At 45.8% G+C, this 18,093-nt stretch carries 18 protein-coding genes; 16 read left to right on the top strand and 2 right to left on the bottom strand.

All coding sequences use genetic code 11. The features are described from left to right. Positions 1 to 139 precede the first annotated feature (139 nt). From RMO55_RS09935 to menH, 9 genes are all read left to right on the top strand, one after another. On the top strand, positions 140 to 493 hold the full coding sequence (locus tag RMO55_RS09935) for a hypothetical protein (protein WP_310426180.1): 354 nt from the start codon (positions 140 to 142) through the stop codon (positions 491 to 493). A gap of 161 nt (positions 494 to 654) precedes the next feature. Continuing rightward, positions 655 to 1,068 carry an SDR family NAD(P)-dependent oxidoreductase gene (locus tag RMO55_RS09940; protein WP_310426182.1) on the top strand — a complete coding sequence of 138 codons (414 nt, stop codon included), beginning with the start codon at positions 655 to 657 and terminating at the stop codon, positions 1,066 to 1,068. A 159-nt stretch (positions 1,069 to 1,227) separates the two neighbouring features. Continuing rightward, on the top strand, positions 1,228 to 1,356 hold the full coding sequence (locus RMO55_RS09945; RefSeq protein WP_310426184.1) for a hypothetical protein: 129 nt from the start codon (positions 1,228 to 1,230) through the stop codon (positions 1,354 to 1,356). 110 nt (positions 1,357 to 1,466) lie between these two features. Then, entirely contained in the window at positions 1,467 to 2,609 is a 1,143-nt protein-coding gene (gene carA / locus RMO55_RS09950) for a glutamine-hydrolyzing carbamoyl-phosphate synthase small subunit (RefSeq protein ID WP_310426186.1), read from the top strand. 147 nt (positions 2,610 to 2,756) lie between these two features. Continuing rightward, a complete protein-coding gene (locus RMO55_RS09955; protein ID WP_310426187.1) occupies positions 2,757 to 3,128 on the top strand; it encodes an STAS domain-containing protein in 372 nt (123 codons plus the stop codon). A 214-nt stretch (positions 3,129 to 3,342) separates the two neighbouring features. After that, on the top strand, positions 3,343 to 3,735 hold the full coding sequence (locus tag RMO55_RS09960; protein WP_396134252.1) for a Mini-ribonuclease 3: 393 nt from the start codon (positions 3,343 to 3,345) through the stop codon (positions 3,733 to 3,735). 15 nt (positions 3,736 to 3,750) lie between these two features. Beyond that, positions 3,751 to 5,250, top strand: coding sequence for a 23S rRNA (guanosine(2251)-2'-O)-methyltransferase RlmB (rlmB, locus tag RMO55_RS09965; RefSeq protein WP_310426190.1), 1,500 nt, complete (start codon positions 3,751 to 3,753; stop codon positions 5,248 to 5,250). 93 nt (positions 5,251 to 5,343) lie between these two features. Continuing rightward, positions 5,344 to 5,640: a DUF1816 domain-containing protein gene (locus RMO55_RS09970; RefSeq protein ID WP_310426191.1), complete on the top strand. Its 297-nt coding sequence runs from the start codon at positions 5,344 to 5,346 to the stop codon at positions 5,638 to 5,640. Positions 5,641 to 5,785: 145 nt separating this feature from the next. Next, on the top strand, positions 5,786 to 6,601 hold the full coding sequence (menH, locus tag RMO55_RS09975) for a 2-succinyl-6-hydroxy-2,4-cyclohexadiene-1-carboxylate synthase (RefSeq protein WP_310426193.1): 816 nt from the start codon (positions 5,786 to 5,788) through the stop codon (positions 6,599 to 6,601). 24 nt (positions 6,602 to 6,625) lie between these two features. On the opposite strand, the gene RMO55_RS09980 is transcribed toward menH, so the two are convergent. Continuing rightward, the gene (locus tag RMO55_RS09980) at positions 6,626 to 7,618 is read right to left on the bottom strand and encodes a DMT family transporter (RefSeq protein WP_396134248.1); all 993 of its coding nucleotides are present in this window, start codon (positions 7,616 to 7,618) and stop codon (positions 6,626 to 6,628) included. Between the two features lie 173 nt (positions 7,619 to 7,791). Between RMO55_RS09980 and sppA the strand changes: the two genes are divergently transcribed. Then, a complete protein-coding gene (gene sppA / locus RMO55_RS09985; RefSeq protein WP_310426194.1) occupies positions 7,792 to 8,613 on the top strand; it encodes a signal peptide peptidase SppA in 822 nt (273 codons plus the stop codon). 40 nt (positions 8,614 to 8,653) lie between these two features. After that, entirely contained in the window at positions 8,654 to 9,031 is a 378-nt protein-coding gene (aroH, locus tag RMO55_RS09990; protein WP_310426196.1) for a chorismate mutase, read from the top strand. Between the two features lie 63 nt (positions 9,032 to 9,094). On the opposite strand, the gene rlmN is transcribed toward aroH, so the two are convergent. Then, a complete protein-coding gene (gene rlmN / locus RMO55_RS09995) occupies positions 9,095 to 10,147 on the bottom strand; it encodes a 23S rRNA (adenine(2503)-C(2))-methyltransferase RlmN (protein WP_310426197.1) in 1,053 nt (350 codons plus the stop codon). A gap of 167 nt (positions 10,148 to 10,314) precedes the next feature. Here rlmN and RMO55_RS10000 point away from each other — a divergent pair, with 167 nt between their 5' ends. From RMO55_RS10000 to pruA, 5 genes are all read left to right on the top strand, one after another. Beyond that, positions 10,315 to 11,199, top strand: a complete 885-nt coding sequence (locus RMO55_RS10000; RefSeq protein WP_310426198.1) for a hypothetical protein — start codon at positions 10,315 to 10,317, stop codon at positions 11,197 to 11,199. A gap of 47 nt (positions 11,200 to 11,246) precedes the next feature. After that, complete coding sequence (recG, locus tag RMO55_RS10005) at positions 11,247 to 13,757, top strand: ATP-dependent DNA helicase RecG (RefSeq protein WP_310426199.1); 2,511 nt, start codon at positions 11,247 to 11,249, stop codon at positions 13,755 to 13,757. 63 nt (positions 13,758 to 13,820) lie between these two features. Continuing rightward, positions 13,821 to 14,360, top strand: coding sequence for a hypothetical protein (locus RMO55_RS10010; RefSeq protein WP_310426200.1), 540 nt, complete (start codon positions 13,821 to 13,823; stop codon positions 14,358 to 14,360). A 12-nt stretch (positions 14,361 to 14,372) separates the two neighbouring features. Beyond that, on the top strand, positions 14,373 to 14,648 hold the full coding sequence (locus tag RMO55_RS10015) for a hypothetical protein (RefSeq protein ID WP_310426202.1): 276 nt from the start codon (positions 14,373 to 14,375) through the stop codon (positions 14,646 to 14,648). Between the two features lie 313 nt (positions 14,649 to 14,961). Then, positions 14,962 to 17,928, top strand: coding sequence for an L-glutamate gamma-semialdehyde dehydrogenase (gene pruA / locus RMO55_RS10020; RefSeq protein WP_310426203.1), 2,967 nt, complete (start codon positions 14,962 to 14,964; stop codon positions 17,926 to 17,928). The last annotated feature ends 165 nt before the right edge of the window (positions 17,929 to 18,093 follow it).

Consider the following 18,093-nt stretch of genomic DNA (forward strand, 5'->3'; position numbering starts at 1 on the left):
GTTTCGGCAATCCGCAGCCGTTCGGCGAGGGCTTGAGCGAGTTCTAGGGTGGTAAGATCGTCTGGAATGGAAGACATGGGAGTTCTGACCTAAATTTAGGCATATTAATAATAATGCTACTTAAATTGTATCTCTCGCCATGACTCAGAATGCGACCCCAGTTGATGAGACGATTGAATTCGATCGCGAAATCGCCCAATTAGAACAGACGCTCGCCGATCTCAAACATCGCCATGCAGATACTCAGCTAGCCGCACGAGAGCAAGTTGTACTCACACGTCAACGAAATGAATTGAATCAAAAAGGTAGTAAGCATCCGGAAGTCAAGCAAGAGCTTCAGATGATTCGATCGAGATTGGATGAATTAGAGCTTACATTGGAATCCCGCCTATTAAATGAATGGAAGCTGATGTGGGAACCATTTTGGCAAGCTGTACGATTTGGTGGATTGGGGATTGCGATCGGTTGGTTTATTGCTTCCTGGGGACGGTAAATTGGTGGAGTCAGATCCCCGACTTCTCGAAGAAGTCGGGGATCTCGCAGTAATGGTGCAAATACCCGCAGCAATCTGTTAAAGATTATCAACGATCCGAAAATATCTCCCAAACCTACAGCCGAATTGAGCTAAATTCAATAAGCTGGGATGTAGCTCAAGTGGAAGAGCGCGAAGTTCATTTTTTCTATCATTTACTCTGTCCTAAATGTGCGGAGTTTAATTACGCAAAACGTTCTCAAAGAGCAGACTTAACTGGAAGGGTTGCGTTGATTACGGGCGGGAGAATTAAGATCGGCTATCAATTAGGCTTGCGGCTATTGCAAGATGGCGCGAGGGTAATTATCACGACGCAATTTCCTCAAGATTGTGCGCGGCGTTATAGTTTGGAGCCAGATTTTGAGGAATGGGGCGATCGATTGCAGATTCATGGCTTAGATCTTAGGGATCTAAAATCGCTGGAAGGATTTATTGAGTATTTACTCGATCGAGAATCAGCTCTAGATATTTTAATCAATAATGCCTGTCAAACTGTCAAGCGTCCGTTAGAATTCTACAGACATTTATTAGAATAGGAAGAATTATCTGGAGCAGTTAAGGCATTAATTCCAGTTAGTGGCGATCTCCAAACAGCCTTACTCGAAACTCGATCGAATTATCGAGCAGAATTAATCGATTCCAGCCAGATTTATTTTCCAGCGCAAACATTCGATCGAGACGGACAGCAATTAGACATGCGTCCGATTAATAGTTGGGCTTTGAAGCTCGATGCTGTTAGCACGCCGGAATTATTAGAGGTGCAATTGATTAATGAGATCGCCCCATTTCTACTCAATAGTAAACTCAAACCATTATTGAATTGAGTCGATCGACATTCGACAGGCGATTTATTATTGAAGTCGGGGATCTGGACGGTATAGGTGCTAACTTCAGTGGTATAATGGCTGCGCCATAATAACCCGTTGTAAATCCTATGCCCGTTTCTGCGGTCTTGCCAGCATTATTAGTCTTAGCAGATGGCACAGCCTACCCAGGTTTGTCTTTTGGAGCTATGGGTACGACCATTGGAGAAGTTGTATTCAATACCGGAATGACTGGCTATCAGGAAGTCCTCACCGATCCTAGCTACAGCGGTCAAATTGTCGTATTTACCTATCCCGAATTAGGGAATACAGGTGTCAATCCCGATGATGATGAGTCGGCATTTCCTCATGTTCGGGGTGCGATCGCGCGAAATGTCTGCTATCGTCCGAGTAACTGGCGATCGACAGCTTCGTTACCCAAATATCTCGAACATCATAACGTTCCTGGTATCCACGGTATCGATACTCGTGCGCTAACTCGCAAGTTGCGATCGGCTGGAGCCATGAATGGCGCGATTTCTACCGAAATTCTCGATCCTGCCGAACTGCTCAATTTAGTCCGTTCTGCACCGAGCATGGCTGGATTGAACCTCGTCAATAATGTTACTACTCCAGAGGTATATGAGTGGTCGCAACCGAGCGACGCAATGTGGGAATTCAAGCCCGAATCTGCTGACAGCAGCAAGGAACAATTAACTGTTGTCGCCTTAGATTTTGGAGTCAAGCGAAATATCCTCAAACGTTTGGCTAGTCATGGTTGCAAAGTAATTGTCGTTCCCGCCGATACCTCAGCCGCCGAAATTCTCAAACACAACCCCGACGGGATCTTCCTCTCTAATGGCCCTGGCGACCCTTCCGCCGTTACCGCAGGAATTGCCACCACTAAAGAGTTATTAGCTGCTGACAAGCCGATTTTCGGCATCTGTATGGGTCATCAAATCCTCGGTCTATCCCTGGGCGCGGAAACCTTCAAACTCAAATTCGGACATCGCGGACTCAATCAACCCGCAGGACTCACCCAGACAGTGGAAATCACTAGCCAAAATCATGGGTTTGCGATCGAGTCTGAGTCTCTAAGCGCAGAAATTGAAGTTACCCATCTCAATTTGAACGATCGCACGATCGCCGGATTACAGCACAAAACACTCCCCTGTTTCTCCGTCCAATACCACCCTGAAGCCAGTCCTGGCCCTCATGATGCCGACTACCTATTTGGTAAATTTGTCAAGCAAATGCGAGAGGGTAGAGGGTAATAAGCGTTCTGGTTTTTCCGAGTCCCGAATCTCGAATACTAAAAGAATATTGACAAAATTTCCGTAATTTGCGATCGATCCAGAGTATGGTTTTATATCACTCGCAGATAAACAATTTAGTTTAAGTAGAAATTTAAGAAAACTATTATGGCTGAACCACTAAGCTTAACAGTGAGTCTCCGAGGCACTCGCGAAGCAAAAGATAATTATCAACTATTCCGTCTCACCGGACAATTAGACGCATTTTCCGAACCAACATTTAGGAAGGTAATGGACAAATGTGTTGAAGAAGGACCAATCAATCTAATTCTGGATCTATCCAAAATTGATTTCGTCGATAGCTCGGGCATCGGTGCCCTGGTGCAACTAGTCAAAAAGGCTCAAGGCGCAGAAGGCACAGTGCAAATCGTCACGAACGCGCGGGTAACACAAACCGTTAAACTCGTGAGGTTGGAGAAATTCCTCTCACTTCAGCCATCGGTTGATGAAGCTTTAGCCAGGATCGTCGAGCAGACATAAGATTAAGATAAGAGAAACCCGACTTCTCGAAGAAGTCGGGTTTGGAGTCCTCACAAGCCTAATGGTTTATGAGGACTTAATGTCAAAATGTACCAATTTGACCCAGTTTCACTAAACCTTGATAAAATTGGGGTGCTGAGTCAAAATTTTTTAGTGCTATTTAGATACCACTGTGGGTGAAAATGAGCTACCACAAAGCTGGCAACAGCTTAATATTCTAGCTGTCCACCCTAACCAAGTGCCGCAACTGTCACCAGCAGCCCTAGCCTATTTAGGAGATGCTGTGTATGAACTCTACGTTCGCACGAGCTTTTTGCTTCCGCCCAAGCGTTCTCATGTTTATCATCAACAAGTTGTTGCCCAAGTACGTGCCGAAGCGCAGTCTAGCCATCTACAACTACTTTCAGTCCATCTGACATCCGCAGAATTGGATGTAGTCCGGCGAGGTAGAAATGCGACGAATGGTCGTCCGCGTCGCCTCGATCCCGAAGTTTATCAGCAGGCTACGAGTTTTGAGACTTTAATCGGTTATCTTTACATTACCAACCCCCAACGGCTTGCGGAGTTACTCGCCCTGCTCCATCTCGATCCGACTCCATCCCCATAACTTTAGCTAACATATATGGTATTCAAACCTCGTCGCTCCGATGGCGGTAAACCTTCCCCACGTCCGCGAGATCGTGATGGTGCGGGCAGTGGAGACCGCGATTTCCGCCCCAGCCGCAGTTCAGATAGTAGACCGAGCGGTTCTGACCGATATCGCCCGAATGGTGATGCTCCACGTCGTAGTGAAGGATCTGACGGTGGCTATCGCGGCAAACCTGATGACAGATCTGGGGATCGTCGCCCCCGCAAAACCGATGGCGCGAATAATTTCGACAGGGATCGCGATTATCGTCCTCGGACTCCTGAAGTTGGTTCTAGTTATCGCCCTCGTCCTGAAGGTGGTGCTAGTTTTGACCGCCCAAAACCAGGTAATAAATTCGTTCGCGGAGCGTCTCAGAATGAGCATCGCAGTGATAACCCCCGCGAGGAACGCAAAGATTGGGGTGTACCTCGCCCTAGTAGTCCGAGAGATTTTGCAGCCCGTACAGACAGCTATAAGCCTCGTAGAGATGATGCGGCGGGAGACCGTCGTGGTGGAAGTAGTTTTGGCAGTCGCGATGACCGAGGCCGTGGTGATCGACCCAGTTACAATAATCGGGACGATCGATCCTCATCCTCTGGAGATCGTCGCTTTTCAGACAGCCGGAGTTCGGGAAAACCAAAGGAATGGCAAGATCGAGCGAGTAATAGTCGCAACAATCGCGGCGGTTGGCAAGATCCCCCAGCACCAGAAATTACCGAGGAAGAAGTTAGCGATTACTTGTACGGCAAGCATTCGGTCTTCACAGCGATCGAAAAAGAACGCCAAATCAACAAGATCTGGGTACTATCTAAACTCCGTCACCACCCATCATTCTTCACTCTCATCGACCAAGCCAAATCCAATGGTACCGTCGTTGATGAAGTAGATGCCCAACGGTTGAGCTATCTCGCCAATGGTGGTAATCATCAGGGAATCGTCGCTCAAGTTGCACCCCACGACTATCTAGAAATAGAAGAATTAATTACCCGCGCCTTAGCCGCCACTGATTCGCCGATTATCGTCGTCGCCGACGGTATTACCGATCCCCAAAATCTGGGATCGATCGTCCGTACTGCTGAAGCATTAGGCGCACAAGGTGTCGTTATTCCTCAACGTCGCGCTGTCGGGATTACTTCCACCGTACTAAAAGTAGCGGCTGGAGCTTTAGAGCACCTTCCTGTCGCTCGCGTTGTCAATCTCAGTCGTGCGCTAGGTCAACTCAAAGAAGCGGGTTTCTGGATTTATGGCACGATGGCTGAAGCCGAACAAGCTATCTATACCGTCGATTTTACCGATCGACGACCCGTTGTGCTGGCAATCGGTTCTGAAGGCGATGGATTGAGTTTACTCACCCAAAAGGGTTGCGACCATTTAGTCTCGATTCCACTCAGTGGGAAAACCCCCAGTTTAAATGCCGCAAATGCTGCTGCCATGTGCTTGTACGAAATATCTCGGCAGCGTTTGTCAAATATGCTACGACTTTCTGAGCATTAAGCTCCTATTTTGGGCTTATTGAGTATCTAGGGCTTAACAATTCTTCAAGTCAACTAACTATCAACCTCTTTTGAATCAGCGGAATATAAACCAATGAATATTCAAGATATTTGGAGCAGTGCGCTTCACCTCGTCGGACAAGCTTGGTGGGTCGAAATTACCACAGAGCGACCTCACTGTACCTATTATTTTGGGCCTTTCACGACCGCAGTCGAAGCTGATGCTGCTAAAGCTGGTTATGTTGAAGACTTGGAGGCTGAGTCTGCCCAAGGTATTCAAGTTGCCATCAAACGCTGTAAGCCAGTACAGATCACAATCGATTATGAAGCAAACGGTCAAGATGGTTATGGTTCAACATCTAAAACTTCGATGAGCGGCCAGTTTGGTTAAATAGTATAGACAGATCGTAGTTTGCCTGCAATCTGTCTAGAGCTTATCTGAATCCAACCAGAGGTAAAATGTTGTAGATCGCCGATATCGGTCAGTTGTATTTTCATTAGGGTGCAGCTAATGAATATTATTGATTTTTCTAGATATGTATCAATGGCAATTTACTTTAACAGGGGATATCAATTTACCCCCACTGTTACTTTTACATGGCTGGATGGGAAGTTGTAGAGATTATGCTGAGATAATTGAGCTATTACGATCGCGATTTTATTGTATCGCGATCGATCTACCTGGACATGGCAAAACTGAGGTGACTAGTGGAGATCGGGGCTATGGTTTCGTCAATACTGCGATTGGAATTGTTCAGCTATTAGATAGTTTAGAAATAAATCGATGTTCGATCGCGGGTTATTCTTTTGGTGGTAGATTGGCATTGTATTTAGCACTAGAATTTCCCGACAGATTCGATCGAGTGATGTTGGAATCTACATCGCCAGGTTTAGCTACTGAGATCGACAGACAAGCAAGAATTATTCAAGACTGGCAAATTATCGATCGATTAGAAACAGATAATTTTCCTGACTTTGTACAGGATTGGTATCGACAATCGATATTTATCGGCATCGAAAACCATCCGAATTTTAGCGATCTGATTCAACGGAGAATCGAGACTAATCAACCAGATAGTTTGATTAAGTCATTGGAATACGCGGGTGTAGGAATGCAGCCATATTTGGGCGACAGGTTGAAAGTCCACACCAAACCAATATCATTGATTGTTGGAGAAATCGATTGTAAGTTTGTGACTATTAATCAAACCATTCATCGCGATTCTCCACTTACCGATATCAAGATTATCCCCAATTGCAGTCATAATGTCCATTTTCAACAACCACAAGCTTGGATCGATTTGTGGGTTCAGAAACCCGACTTCTTCAAAAAGTCGGGTTTGTATCTGTAATGCTGCCAAATCGCTTAAAAAAATTCAGAGCAATTTAGCTTTTTCTGGATCTGCGATCGATGGCACACCAGTTAGTTGACTCCAAAGATAATCGCGTTGATTGATTAATAAAATACTTACTAACGTCAGACAAACCCCACACCATTGGAGTAGATCTAGAGTTTCACCTAAAAATAAACTGCCAAATAACAGCGCGAATACAGGCGTGAGAAAAGTTAACGAACTGAGACTAGTCAGATTACCCTTTGACGCAAAATAGAAAAATAGTCCGTAGGCAATCGCGCTCCCAAATACGGTAGAGTAGGCGATCGATAGCCAGTCAGATCCAGTAATTGCCGTCCATTGGTTGGACTCCAAATAGAACGAACCAATCGCCAATGGTATTCCGCCGATAATCATGTGCCAGCCCGTGGCAACCACTGGATCGACGTACTTGGTCACAAATGGGATTAAGATCGTTCCTACAGCCATCGAGAGGGCAGCCAGGAGCATTAACCATTCACCCCGATCTGATAATCCAGCCACATCGAATTGGCTTGTCAATGAACTAGTCGCAACTTGACTCAACCATTCAATCGGTAACCCAATACAACTAATTCCCAGTACCCCCAATATCAAACCACAAATCCCGATCGCCCCAATCCGCTCCTTAAATAACCAAGCCGATAACACCGCTACAGCTAAAGGTTGGGAATCAATCATCACCGAACCCAAACCCGCCGTCGTTCGTACCAATCCAGCCGCCAAGAATCCCTGAAACAACGTCCCGTCAATGAACGCGAACAGCGAGATCCACGCCCAGGCTTGCCAACTTTGCGGTTGGGGACGTTTGGCAATCGCAGCGACGACTAAGACTAAAATACCCGCAGGAATCAGTCGTATTCCCGCCATGAAAAAAGGCGTGGTATGGGGCATCACTCCTTTCATCGCTACCATTGCCGTCCCCCATAGGAAAAAGGGCGCGACCAACAAAATCGGTGTTAAGCTGAATAAGAATGAAGACTGTTTTGACGGCATGAAAATAAGTCGTAAGTCGTAAGTGATGCCTTAAACGTTAGGCTCTTAGACAAATTGTATATTTTCTTTACAAACTCTGCCAGTCAGGCTTTAGGGTAAAGGAATGCGCTCTCCCACACACCCCCACTTTTCCACTCCCGCACACCCTTACTCCCACACACCCCCACTCCAACATGATCTGGCCATTTAAGAAGAATACTACCAAGCAAATCGCCCGAATTGAAATCGCTGGTGCGATCGGTAGTAGTACGCGAAAATCGGTGTTGAAGGCTCTCGATCTGGTCGAAGAACGTAAATATCCAGCTCTACTACTCAGAATCGATAGCCCTGGTGGTACCGTCGGCGATTCTTACGAAATTTATCGGGCATTGCAACGGTTACAACCGAAGGTCAAAATTGTGGCTAGCTATGGGAATATTTCGGCTTCAGGGGGCGTGTATATCGGGATGGGTGCGCCGTATATTATGGCGAATCCTGGCACCCTCACTGGCAGTATTGGCGTGATACTGCGGGGGAATAATTTAGAGAAATTACTCGATCGAGTTGGGGTATCATTTCAAGTAATTAAATCTGGGCCGTATAAAGACATTTTGGCATTCGATCGAGAGCTAACGCCACCAGAGGAACAAATTCTTCAAAGTTTAATCGATAATACTTACGAGCAATTTGTGAATACAGTGGCGGAATCTCGCCATCTCGATCCCGCCACGGTGAAAACCTTTGCCGACGGGCGGATTTTTACAGGCGAACAAGCGGTAGAATTTGGAGTGGTCGATCGACTGGGTTCGGAAGAGGATGCTAGACTGTGGCTGGCAGAATTAGCTGGGTTAGATCCAGACAAAGCTAAACTTCAGACGATTGAAGAACGCAAGCCATTGGTGACGAGATTGTTACAAAACCAAGTTTCTGGCTTCACTACAGTAGTATCGGCAGTAGATTGGGTACAATTTGAATTGAGTACTAGCGGACAACCCTTATGGTTATATCGTCCCTAGTGACGATCTATAATCTTAAAATTTTGTGGAGGGTGACGGCGTGGAGTGGCGCGTAAAGGCAATTCGAGGGGCAACTACAGCAAGTGAAAATACAGAGGAAGCGATCGCTTTTGCGGTTACGGAACTGTTGCAGGAGTTAGAATATCGTAATCGTCTCGATCCCGATCGGATTGTCAGTGTTATTTTTACGGCTACTCAGGATTTAGACGCAGTATTCCCAGCGAAAATCGCTCGCCGCGTTTGCCCTGACTGGCAAGATGTCGCTTTAATGGATGTTCAGCAAATGCATGTTGAAGGTAGTTTACCGCGCTGCATTCGGTTTCTGATTCACGCCAATTTACCTGCTGATACTAAAGTTTATCATCCTTATCTACGCGGCGCGAGTAATTTGCGTCCCGATCGAAGCTTAGTTAGTTAATAGAGGCGGGGGCTTTAAACCCTTGCTATTTGGTAAGGAGAAGTACAACCCAACCTCCAGATATCACACTCTCTGATTTGCCCGTAATTGTCCACAGGCAGCACTAGCACCTAAACCTTTTGAATAACGCACACTGACAGCGATATGTTTTTGCTCTAATACATCAACAAAATCCTGGACATCTCTGGGAGTGGGTCTGTCGTAATCGGCATCCTCGATCGGGTTGTACGGAATTAGATTAACATGGCTTTGGAAGCCGCGTAGTTTGCTGGCTAACTCAGATGCATGAGATCGATTATCATTCACCCCAGCTAGCAGTACATATTCCACACTCAAACGTCTACCCGTAATCTGGACATAATCCCGACACTCATCGAGTAAATCGTCAATCGGATAGTTTTCAGCAGTTGGTACCAATGTACTGCGAAGTCTTTGATTGGGTGCGTGAAGACTGACAGCCAGTGTGACTTGAAGCTCGTGTTGGGCGAGTTCGTGAATTTTACCAGGAATTCCGACAGTCGAAACCACGATCGATCGTTGAGAAATCCCGATATCTTTATTCAGACAGTTAACCGCCTTCACCACATTGTTTAAATTAGCTAATGGTTCGCCCATGCCCATAAATACCACATGACTGACACGCTCCTGAAAATCTTCTTGTACAGTCAGAACTTGATCGATAATTTCGTGGGGCTGAAGATGACGCATAAATCCCCCCTGCCCAGTCGCGCAAAAAGTACAGCCCATCGCGCAACCAACCTGAGAAGAGACACAAACAGTCAAACGTTTGGCGGTAGGAATACCCACAGCTTCGATGATTTGACCATCTTGAAGTTTGAGCAGATACTTGATCGTACCATCGCCAGAGACCGCACGATGATGAATCGTCGATCGACCGATTGGAGTATCCTTAACTGTTTCCCGCCACTGCTTGGAAAATACGTCAATATCTGCCAGCGATCTCGCACCCTGCTGATAAATCCATTGGTATAATTGTTTGCCTCGATAAGCTGGCTGTCCCTGCTCCTGTACCCAGGCGGTCAATTCTGCTAAACTCAAGCCTAATAGTGGGGTAATCGTGCTGGGAGTGGTGGAATCTGAAGTAATGACAGACATGTTTAAAGAAAAGTTATGATTACGGAAATGAGAGAACTGCGATATGGGGATAGGCTATAGAAATTTTTCCACAATGATACTATTCTTACAATTTATTCTAGAGCATTTCTTCTGAAAAGGAAGGTAAATTAAAACTCTTGACCTAATCCCTAACCCCTAATCCCCATATGGCTAGACAGATAGAACAAGTCGAACAAGATTTAACTAAACTTAAAGAAAGCAGCAGTCAACTAGGTAGAGAACTAACGGCTGCTTACAGAAGCTACTTTACCAACCTTGCCCCAACACTCAAGCAACAATCGATTCAGGGTTGTTATTATTTATGTACGACTTGTTATCCAGAACCTTTTTTGAAATTAAATTACGATCGACGATCTCAATTACTCAAAACATTACAGCGAGTGATTAGTAATGCAATTGCCAATCTAGTCGTTCAGATCGAATCTCGTCCAACTAGTAGTAATCGTGATGATGATGAACCAACAGGCGAATTAACATCGATCCCTGTGATGCCAACTGACTGGTTCGCTACTCCCGAATTGCTATCAACTTGGCAACAAAATTTAGAGGAAGAACTAAGTCATAGCTTGAAAGAAATTTCTTACAAGGTAAATTTGCTTTTGCAACAAGCGCAAATCATGCCGTCAAGCATCCCGAAGCCAATATTAGAAGCAAGCCCTGATGCAGATCGACAAGGAGGTAATACAATTAATATTCCCAATCTATTAAATGTATTAATCGAGCAAGATAGTCATGAAGATCGACAACCAGACAATTATTTAGACAGAAAACTACAGCAGTCAGATGAAGAAGATGATGAGGATAATGAAAACGAAGATGTTTCTCCACAAATTATTCAAATTAACAGTCTCTATCTTCGCTTAACTGAAGTTGAATTTTCAGATGTTAACGTATTAAGTTTGCGAAAAAGTATCAATCAGCTAGTTAATAAGATTAAGGCATTACGGCGTGAATACGCTCAAAAACAACAGGAACTAAAAATCTCCCAAGCCGAATCAGCTTGGCGAAATAGTTGGTTTGAATCTCCATAGGTAATTAATTAATAGTTAATAATTCTCAATTCTCAATTATCTTCTAGATGTCCGACGAACCAGACTGGCAAAGAATTCAAAAAGCTTTAGCGATCGAAGCGCAATACGGTTACACTGACTTGATGGGGCAACAGTATCGCTTCGGTGAATTCCTGTGTTTGAGTTTTGGTAAACCACCGACACATGCAAGTTCCAAAGATCGTCAGCATTGGCGAGAATTAGCATTTGAATTTGCCAAGTATCAAGATCTTACTTTACTCGATCGCAAGTTATTAATTGCTAAAGCTAGTCAGTTTTTAACAATAGCTCAACAAGTTGTCAGTCAGGACAATCTTCGGGAACCAGTTAAGCTTGTAAGAGCGAGTGAATCGCCGACTAATATTACCCCGACTGAATCTCCAGCAGTTCCTAAAATTTCGCCAGCCACAATTCCCAATCTTCAGGGCGATACAAATTTAACCCTCGAAAAATATTTACGAGATATTCCCCAACTAGGTAATCGCAAAGCTGAAATTCTGGCAAGGTTAGGATTATTAACCGTCAAGGATGTCTTATATTACTATCCTCGCGATCATATTGACTACGCCAAACAGATAAATATCATCGAACTAGAGCCAGGTAGTACCGTTACCCTAGTCGGCATTATTAGAAAGATCAACTTCTTTACCAGTCCTAAAAACAAAAAACTTAACGTTCTCGAAATCACCATCAAAGATGAAACTGGCAGCCTAAAAATTAGCCGCTTTTACGCCGGAACTCGTTATAGCAATCGTGGTTGGCAAGAATCTCTCAAACGCAAATATCCCGTCGGTAGTTGGATTGCTGCATCGGGATTAGTCAAGCAGGGTAAATATGGCATCAATTTAGACAACCCCGAACTCGAAGTATTAGCAGATAGTGAAGCCAGTATTTCCTCTCTCAAAATTGGGCGGGTATTACCAGTTTATCCATTAATAGAGGGCGTATCTGCGGATGTAGTTAGAGAAGCCGTGATGACAGTCTTACCTGTGGCGGGGAAATTAAAAGATCCACTCCCTGAAGTGGTGCGCGAACAGTATGGATTGATGGAATTATCGACATCGATTCAGAATATCCATTTCCCCGAAGATAGCGACAGCAAAGGAGCCGCTCGCCGCAGGTTAATTTTCGATGAATTTTTCTATCTGCAATTAGGCTTCCTGCAACGGAGAAGTTCATTGCGTCAGATTCACACTCAAGCAATTATTAAACCGACTGGAGTATTAATCGATCGATTTAGAGAGATATTACCATTCCAACTCACCAATGCTCAACAGCGAGTTGTCGGTGAAATCCTCCACGATATCCAACAGCCCGCACCGATGAATCGGTTAGTTCAAGGCGATGTCGGCTCTGGTAAAACAGTCGTTGCAGTCATGGCAATTCTCGCTGCAATTCAGTCAGGCTATCAGACAGCATTAATGGCTCCTACCGAAGTTCTCGCCGAACAACACTACCGCAAACTCGTCGGCTGGTTCAACCTGCTCCACATCCCCGTCGAACTCCTCACAGGCTCAACCAAAACCGCCAAACGGAGACAAATATATAGCGAACTGGAAACAGGCGAACTCTCGATCGCCGTCGGCACTCATGCTTTAATTCAAGATAAGGTTAACTTCCGCAACCTCGGTTTAGTCGTCATCGACGAACAACATCGCTTCGGCGTATTCCAACGTGCTAAATTGCAGCAAAAAGGCTCCCAGCCTCATGTCCTCACCATGACAGCTACACCCATCCCCCGCACCCTCGCCCTCACCCTCCACGGCGATTTAGATGTCAGTCAGATTGACGAACTGCCAGCCGGACGACAGCCAATTCAAACCAACGCCGTCAATAGCCGCCAGCGCAGCCAAGTTTACGATTTGATCAATCGCGAAATCGCCTTGGGGCGGCAAGTATACATCGTTCTCCCCCTCGTCGAAGAGTCCGAAAAACTCGATCTTCGTGCCGCCACCGCAGAACACGAACGCCTAGCCACCGAAGTATTTCCTCAATATCAAGTCGGCTTACTCCACGGGCGAATGAGTTCAGCAGATAAAGATGCTGCACTCAGCGCATTCCGCGATCACGTCACTCAAATCATCGTCTCCACCACTGTCATCGAAGTCGGCGTAGACGTACCCAACGCCACCGTCATGCTCATTGAAAACGCTGAACGCTTCGGATTGTCCCAACTTCACCAACTACGTGGGCGCGTTGGCCGGGGCGAACATCGCTCTTACTGCCTACTGATGAGTAGCAGTAATTCTAGCGATGCAAAGCAGCGTCTACAGGTGCTAGAACAGTCCCAAGATGGATTTTGGATCTCTGAAATGGATATGCAATTACGCGGCCCAGGACAGGTTTTAGGTACCCGCCAATCGGGAATGGCGGACTTTGCCCTTGCCAGTTTAGCAGAGGATGGCGAGGTGTTGTCGATCGCGCGTGATGCAGCGGAAAAGGTAATTTTACAGGATAAAGATCTGAGCCAGTCGCCATTATTAAAAGCGGAGTTAGATTATCGTTTTCAGAAGTTAATGGGAGGAAGTATTTTAACTTAACTTAGATTGAAAACCAGTCTTGAAAGTTGCGATGATTAAGGATTTGAGATAGCATCTGAAACAATGAACGATCGAATCGAAGTATACGGTTATCATGGAACGAGCAAAACTAAAGCTGCGAGTATCCTTGAAAATGGATTCCTCACCAGTGATAATGATTATGATTGGTTGGGTACGGGAATATACTTTTTCCAGGATGCGCCCATGAGAGCCAAACAATGGGCAACAGAACAGCATCCCAACGAGCCAGCCGTGATTTGTGCTCGAATCCGACTAGAAAACTGCATAGACTTGTTTGATGTCAAATGGTTTCCAATACTTAAAAGCATCTATAATTTATTTGATGAGCAGTATCGATCTGCTAATCGACCTTTACCCAAACAAAATCCATCTCGCTCAAAAGCTCATCGCTTAGACTGTGCATTTTTTAATTTTGCGAGTCAATTACTGTCCGATCGAGAACAAACAGTAGCAGGTATTAGAGCTGTATTCGTAGAGGGTGAGAGTCTTTTTCCTAATTCGGCAATTTTTGATTTAGCTCATGCCCAAATAGCTATCAAGAATCCTGCTTTAATCACAGAATGTTATTTAATCGAAATCTAAGGAGCTATTAAGATGCTAGATATAGATAAATCTAAGGAAATTTTAGAGAACTATTTTGCAAACGTGACCCGCGAGCAATTTGTAATAGATTTGGAAAAGTATTGTCCAGAATTAGTTGAAGCAGAATCAGCTAGTCTAGGGTCAGAAATATCTAAAAATACAGAACTATATCAACAAGCAAAAAATGAAAGCAAGCTAGAGATTGCTCCTAAACTTTTGAAAAAAGGGCTAAGTATTCAGGAAGTAGCTGAAATCTTAGAAGTGGATGTACATCTTCTCGTTAAATAGAAGATTTTGGAATATATTTATACGTTGATAATTCACTAGGCGATCGATATGGCTTTAGAGTACTAGTAATAGAACCAACCGATCTAAGCTGGGTAGATAAAATTATCGAAACTGTTAATGAGTTTGAAGATTAATTGAATATCGATACCAAATTTTTATTCGATCGATCGTGACTCTTGCCATCACAGGTTAGTCGGTAGGGTGTGTTAGCGTAGCGTAACGCACCAACAGAGAGATCCTTTGTATGTTATTAAACACAAGTATCTTATCGATCGAATCGAGCTAAATACTCATTCTTTAAAGAGGTTGTTTGATGGTTGTCGATCTATCTCGTTCCAGTTCCGAAGCCAAGACTCAAGTCATTGCACAACAATTACTCGCAGCAACCACCGAAAAGCGATCGATCTTTGCCAAGGTGCAAGATAAATTTCGGTGGGATGACAAGCTGCTGAGTTGGACGATGGATAACCCCAGTTTGCGGGTGCAATTGTTCCGACTGATTGATTGTTTGCCATCTCTAACCACCAAGGCAGAAATTGCTCGTCATCTTCAGGAATACTTGAGCGATCCGACGGTAGAATTGCCCCAAGCACTCAAGGGATTGCTCAATTTTACCGCCCCCGACTCAATCCCCGGACAGGTTGCGGCAACTACCCTATCTACCGCCGTCGAAACCCTAGCGCGAAAATATATCGCTGGGGAAAACCTCCCCCAGACACTCAAAAGTATCACTAGACTCCGCAGCCAGTCGATGAATTTTACGATCGATCTCTTGGGAGAGGCGGTAGTAACAGAAATTGAAGCCCAATCCTACCTCGATCGATATTTGGACTTGATGTCACAACTCACCGCCGCACGGGTAGATTTAGCCCCCGTGCAGGTTTCGGTGAAACTGACTGCATTTTATTCCCAATTCGATCCTTTAGATGTCCAGGGTTCTCAGGTAAAGGTGAGCGAACGTGTCCGCATTCTGCTGCGTAAGGCGCAGGAAGTGGGGGCGGCGGTGCATTTTGACATGGAACAGTATCGGTATAAGAATGCGACGCTAGGGGTGCTTAAAGCGTTGCTGATGGAAGATGAGTTTCGCGATCGCACGGATATTGGCATCACGCTACAAGCCTACCTCTGCGATAGCTACCAGGATTTAAAAGATCTAATTATCTGGGCGAAACAACGGGGTAAACCGATTACGGTACGGTTAATTAAAGGAGCCTATTGGGATCAGGAGACGATTATCGCTCGTCAAAATCATTGGCGCACACCCGTATATAACCATAAGTCCTCGACGGATGCTAATTTCGAGCGGATGACGCAACTGTTATTAGAGCATCATGAGGATCTCTACGCCGCCATCGGTAGCCATAATATCCGTTCTCAGGCGCAAGCGATCGCGATCGCCCAAACCCTAAATATTCCCCCCCAACACCTGGAATTTCAAGTCCTGTATGGCATGGCGGATAATTTAGCTACCGCGCTAGCCAAACAAGGTCATCGGGTGCGGGTATATTGTCCCTATGGCGATCTAATTCCAGGTATGTCATACCTGATTCGACGGTTATTAGAAAATACCGCTAACAGCTCTTTCCTTCGTCAAAGCTTGTCAGAGCAACCGCTTGAAGGACTATTAGCGGCTCCCGTTTGGGGTGAAGGTGATGAGGATGGGAGTGTCCTGAAACCTGCGCCAATGCCCTTATCTACAGCAACGGTAACGCGGATCGATTCCGCTCCAGATACAGATTACGCGATCGAACTGAATCGCTCGGCGGCTAGTGCGGCGTTAGCATTAGTCAGACAGCAATTCGGGCAAACCTATCAGCCGCTAATCGATGGCGAACGGGTGCAGACAGAGCAGACAATTCCATCCGTCAACCCATCGAATCCGGCGGAAATAGTCGGATCGATCGGTCAAATTACGATCGCACAAGCAGAACAAGCGATCTCAGCCGCCCAAACCGCCTTCAAAACCTGGAAATCCACCCCAGTAAAAGAACGCGCCGCCATCCTCCGCCGCGCCGCCGATTTACTCGAAGCCCGTCGCCACGAACTCAATGCCTGGATGGTGTTTGAAGCAGGTAAACCGCTCCCACAAGCCGATGTCGAAGTATCCGAAGCGACCGATTTTTGTCGGTATTATGCCGCCGAAATGGAGCGATTAGACCCCGAAATTAGCTACGACGTAGCAGGGGAGATCGATCGCTACTGCTATCGTCCTAAAGGGATTGTCCTAGTAATTTCTCCCTGGAATTTTCCCCTCGCCATCCCCACCGGAATGACCGTAGCCGCCCTAGTAACTGGCAACTGTGTCTTACTCAAACCAGCCGCAGTGACCGCTGTCATCGCCGCCAAGCTGAGTGAAATCTTAGTCGATGCAGGGGTACCCAAAGGTGTATTTCAGTACGTCCCAGGTAGCGGTTCCACCGTGGGGGCGCACCTAGTCAAACACCCAGAAGTACAGGCGATCGTCTTCACAGGCTCCCAGGAAGTCGGGTGTCAAATTTACGCCAGCGCAGCGATCCTCCAACCAGGACAAAAGCACCTCAAACGAGTCATCGCCGAAATGGGCGGCAAAAACGCCATTATCGTCGATGAAAGTGCCGATTTAGACCAAGCAGTACAGGGAGTGGTAGCCTCCGCCTTCGGTTATAGCGGTCAAAAGTGTTCCGCTTGCTCCCGCGTAGTAGTATTAGAGTCAATCTACGAGCCATTTGTAGCCCGACTAGTAGAGGCAACTAAATCGTTAAATATCGGGAATGCTGACAATCCTAGTACGAAAATCGGCCCAGTCATCGATGCAGCAGCGCAACAGCAGATTCGCCAGACGATCGCCACAGGCAAACTAGCGGCTAACCTCGCCCTAGAGCTGCCTGTCCCCGAAATCGGTTATTTCGTCAGCCCAGTCATTTTCACCGATATAGATCCTCAATCTACCCTCGCTCAGGCAGAGATTTTTGGCCCTGTATTGTCAGTGATAAAAGCTGCTGATTTCGATCGAGCCTTAGAGATCGCCAACGGTACCAATTTCGCTCTCACAGGTGGACTCTATTCCCGCACACCTTCCCATATCGATCGAGCAAAAGCCGAATTTGAAGTGGGAAATCTCTACATCAATCGTACTATTACAGGTGCGATCGTTGCCAGACAACCCTTCGGTGGCTACAAACTATCCGGTGTCGGTTCTAAAGCTGGAGGACCAGATTATTTGCTCCAATTCCTCGATCCGCGCACAATAACGGAGAATATTCAACGTCAAGGATTTGCCCCGATCGACGGAATAGATTAAGTTAATTTTAATCCACCCCCATTACTGCAAGATCCAAAGGATTCTTCAAGAAACCCTTGGATCTGTCCCCCATAGTGGCAGATGAGATTCGATCGGGTATATGAAAAATCTGGACAGCTCGATGCAATTATGGATGATTACGTTGTTCGATCGTGTGTATAATGT

It is taken from the genome of Chamaesiphon sp. VAR_48_metabat_135_sub (assembly GCF_031418915.1).
Taxonomy (GTDB): domain Bacteria; phylum Cyanobacteriota; class Cyanobacteriia; order Cyanobacteriales; family Chamaesiphonaceae; genus Chamaesiphon.

Coding starts and splice junctions, on each gene's coding strand:
- RMO55_RS09955 (WP_310426187.1), top strand. CDS start 2,757: ATGGCTGAACCACTAAGCTTAACAGTGAGTCTCCGAGGCACTCGCGAA.
- rlmN (WP_310426197.1), bottom strand. CDS start 10,147: ATGTCTGTCATTACTTCAGATTCCACCACTCCCAGCACGATTACCCCA.
- carA (WP_310426186.1), top strand. CDS start 1,467: ATGCCCGTTTCTGCGGTCTTGCCAGCATTATTAGTCTTAGCAGATGGC.
- RMO55_RS09980 (WP_396134248.1), bottom strand. CDS start 7,618: ATGCCGTCAAAACAGTCTTCATTCTTATTCAGCTTAACACCGATTTTG.
- RMO55_RS09945 (WP_310426184.1), top strand. CDS start 1,228: ATGCGTCCGATTAATAGTTGGGCTTTGAAGCTCGATGCTGTTAGCACG.
- sppA (WP_310426194.1), top strand. CDS start 7,792: ATGATCTGGCCATTTAAGAAGAATACTACCAAGCAAATCGCCCGAATT.
- RMO55_RS10000 (WP_310426198.1), top strand. CDS start 10,315: ATGGCTAGACAGATAGAACAAGTCGAACAAGATTTAACTAAACTTAAA.
- RMO55_RS09935 (WP_310426180.1), top strand. CDS start 140: ATGACTCAGAATGCGACCCCAGTTGATGAGACGATTGAATTCGATCGC.
- RMO55_RS10015 (WP_310426202.1), top strand. CDS start 14,373: ATGCTAGATATAGATAAATCTAAGGAAATTTTAGAGAACTATTTTGCA.
- recG (WP_310426199.1), top strand. CDS start 11,247: ATGTCCGACGAACCAGACTGGCAAAGAATTCAAAAAGCTTTAGCGATC.
- rlmB (WP_310426190.1), top strand. CDS start 3,751: ATGGTATTCAAACCTCGTCGCTCCGATGGCGGTAAACCTTCCCCACGT.
- pruA (WP_310426203.1), top strand. CDS start 14,962: ATGGTTGTCGATCTATCTCGTTCCAGTTCCGAAGCCAAGACTCAAGTC.
- menH (WP_310426193.1), top strand. CDS start 5,786: ATGTATCAATGGCAATTTACTTTAACAGGGGATATCAATTTACCCCCA.
- RMO55_RS09970 (WP_310426191.1), top strand. CDS start 5,344: ATGAATATTCAAGATATTTGGAGCAGTGCGCTTCACCTCGTCGGACAA.
- RMO55_RS10010 (WP_310426200.1), top strand. CDS start 13,821: ATGAACGATCGAATCGAAGTATACGGTTATCATGGAACGAGCAAAACT.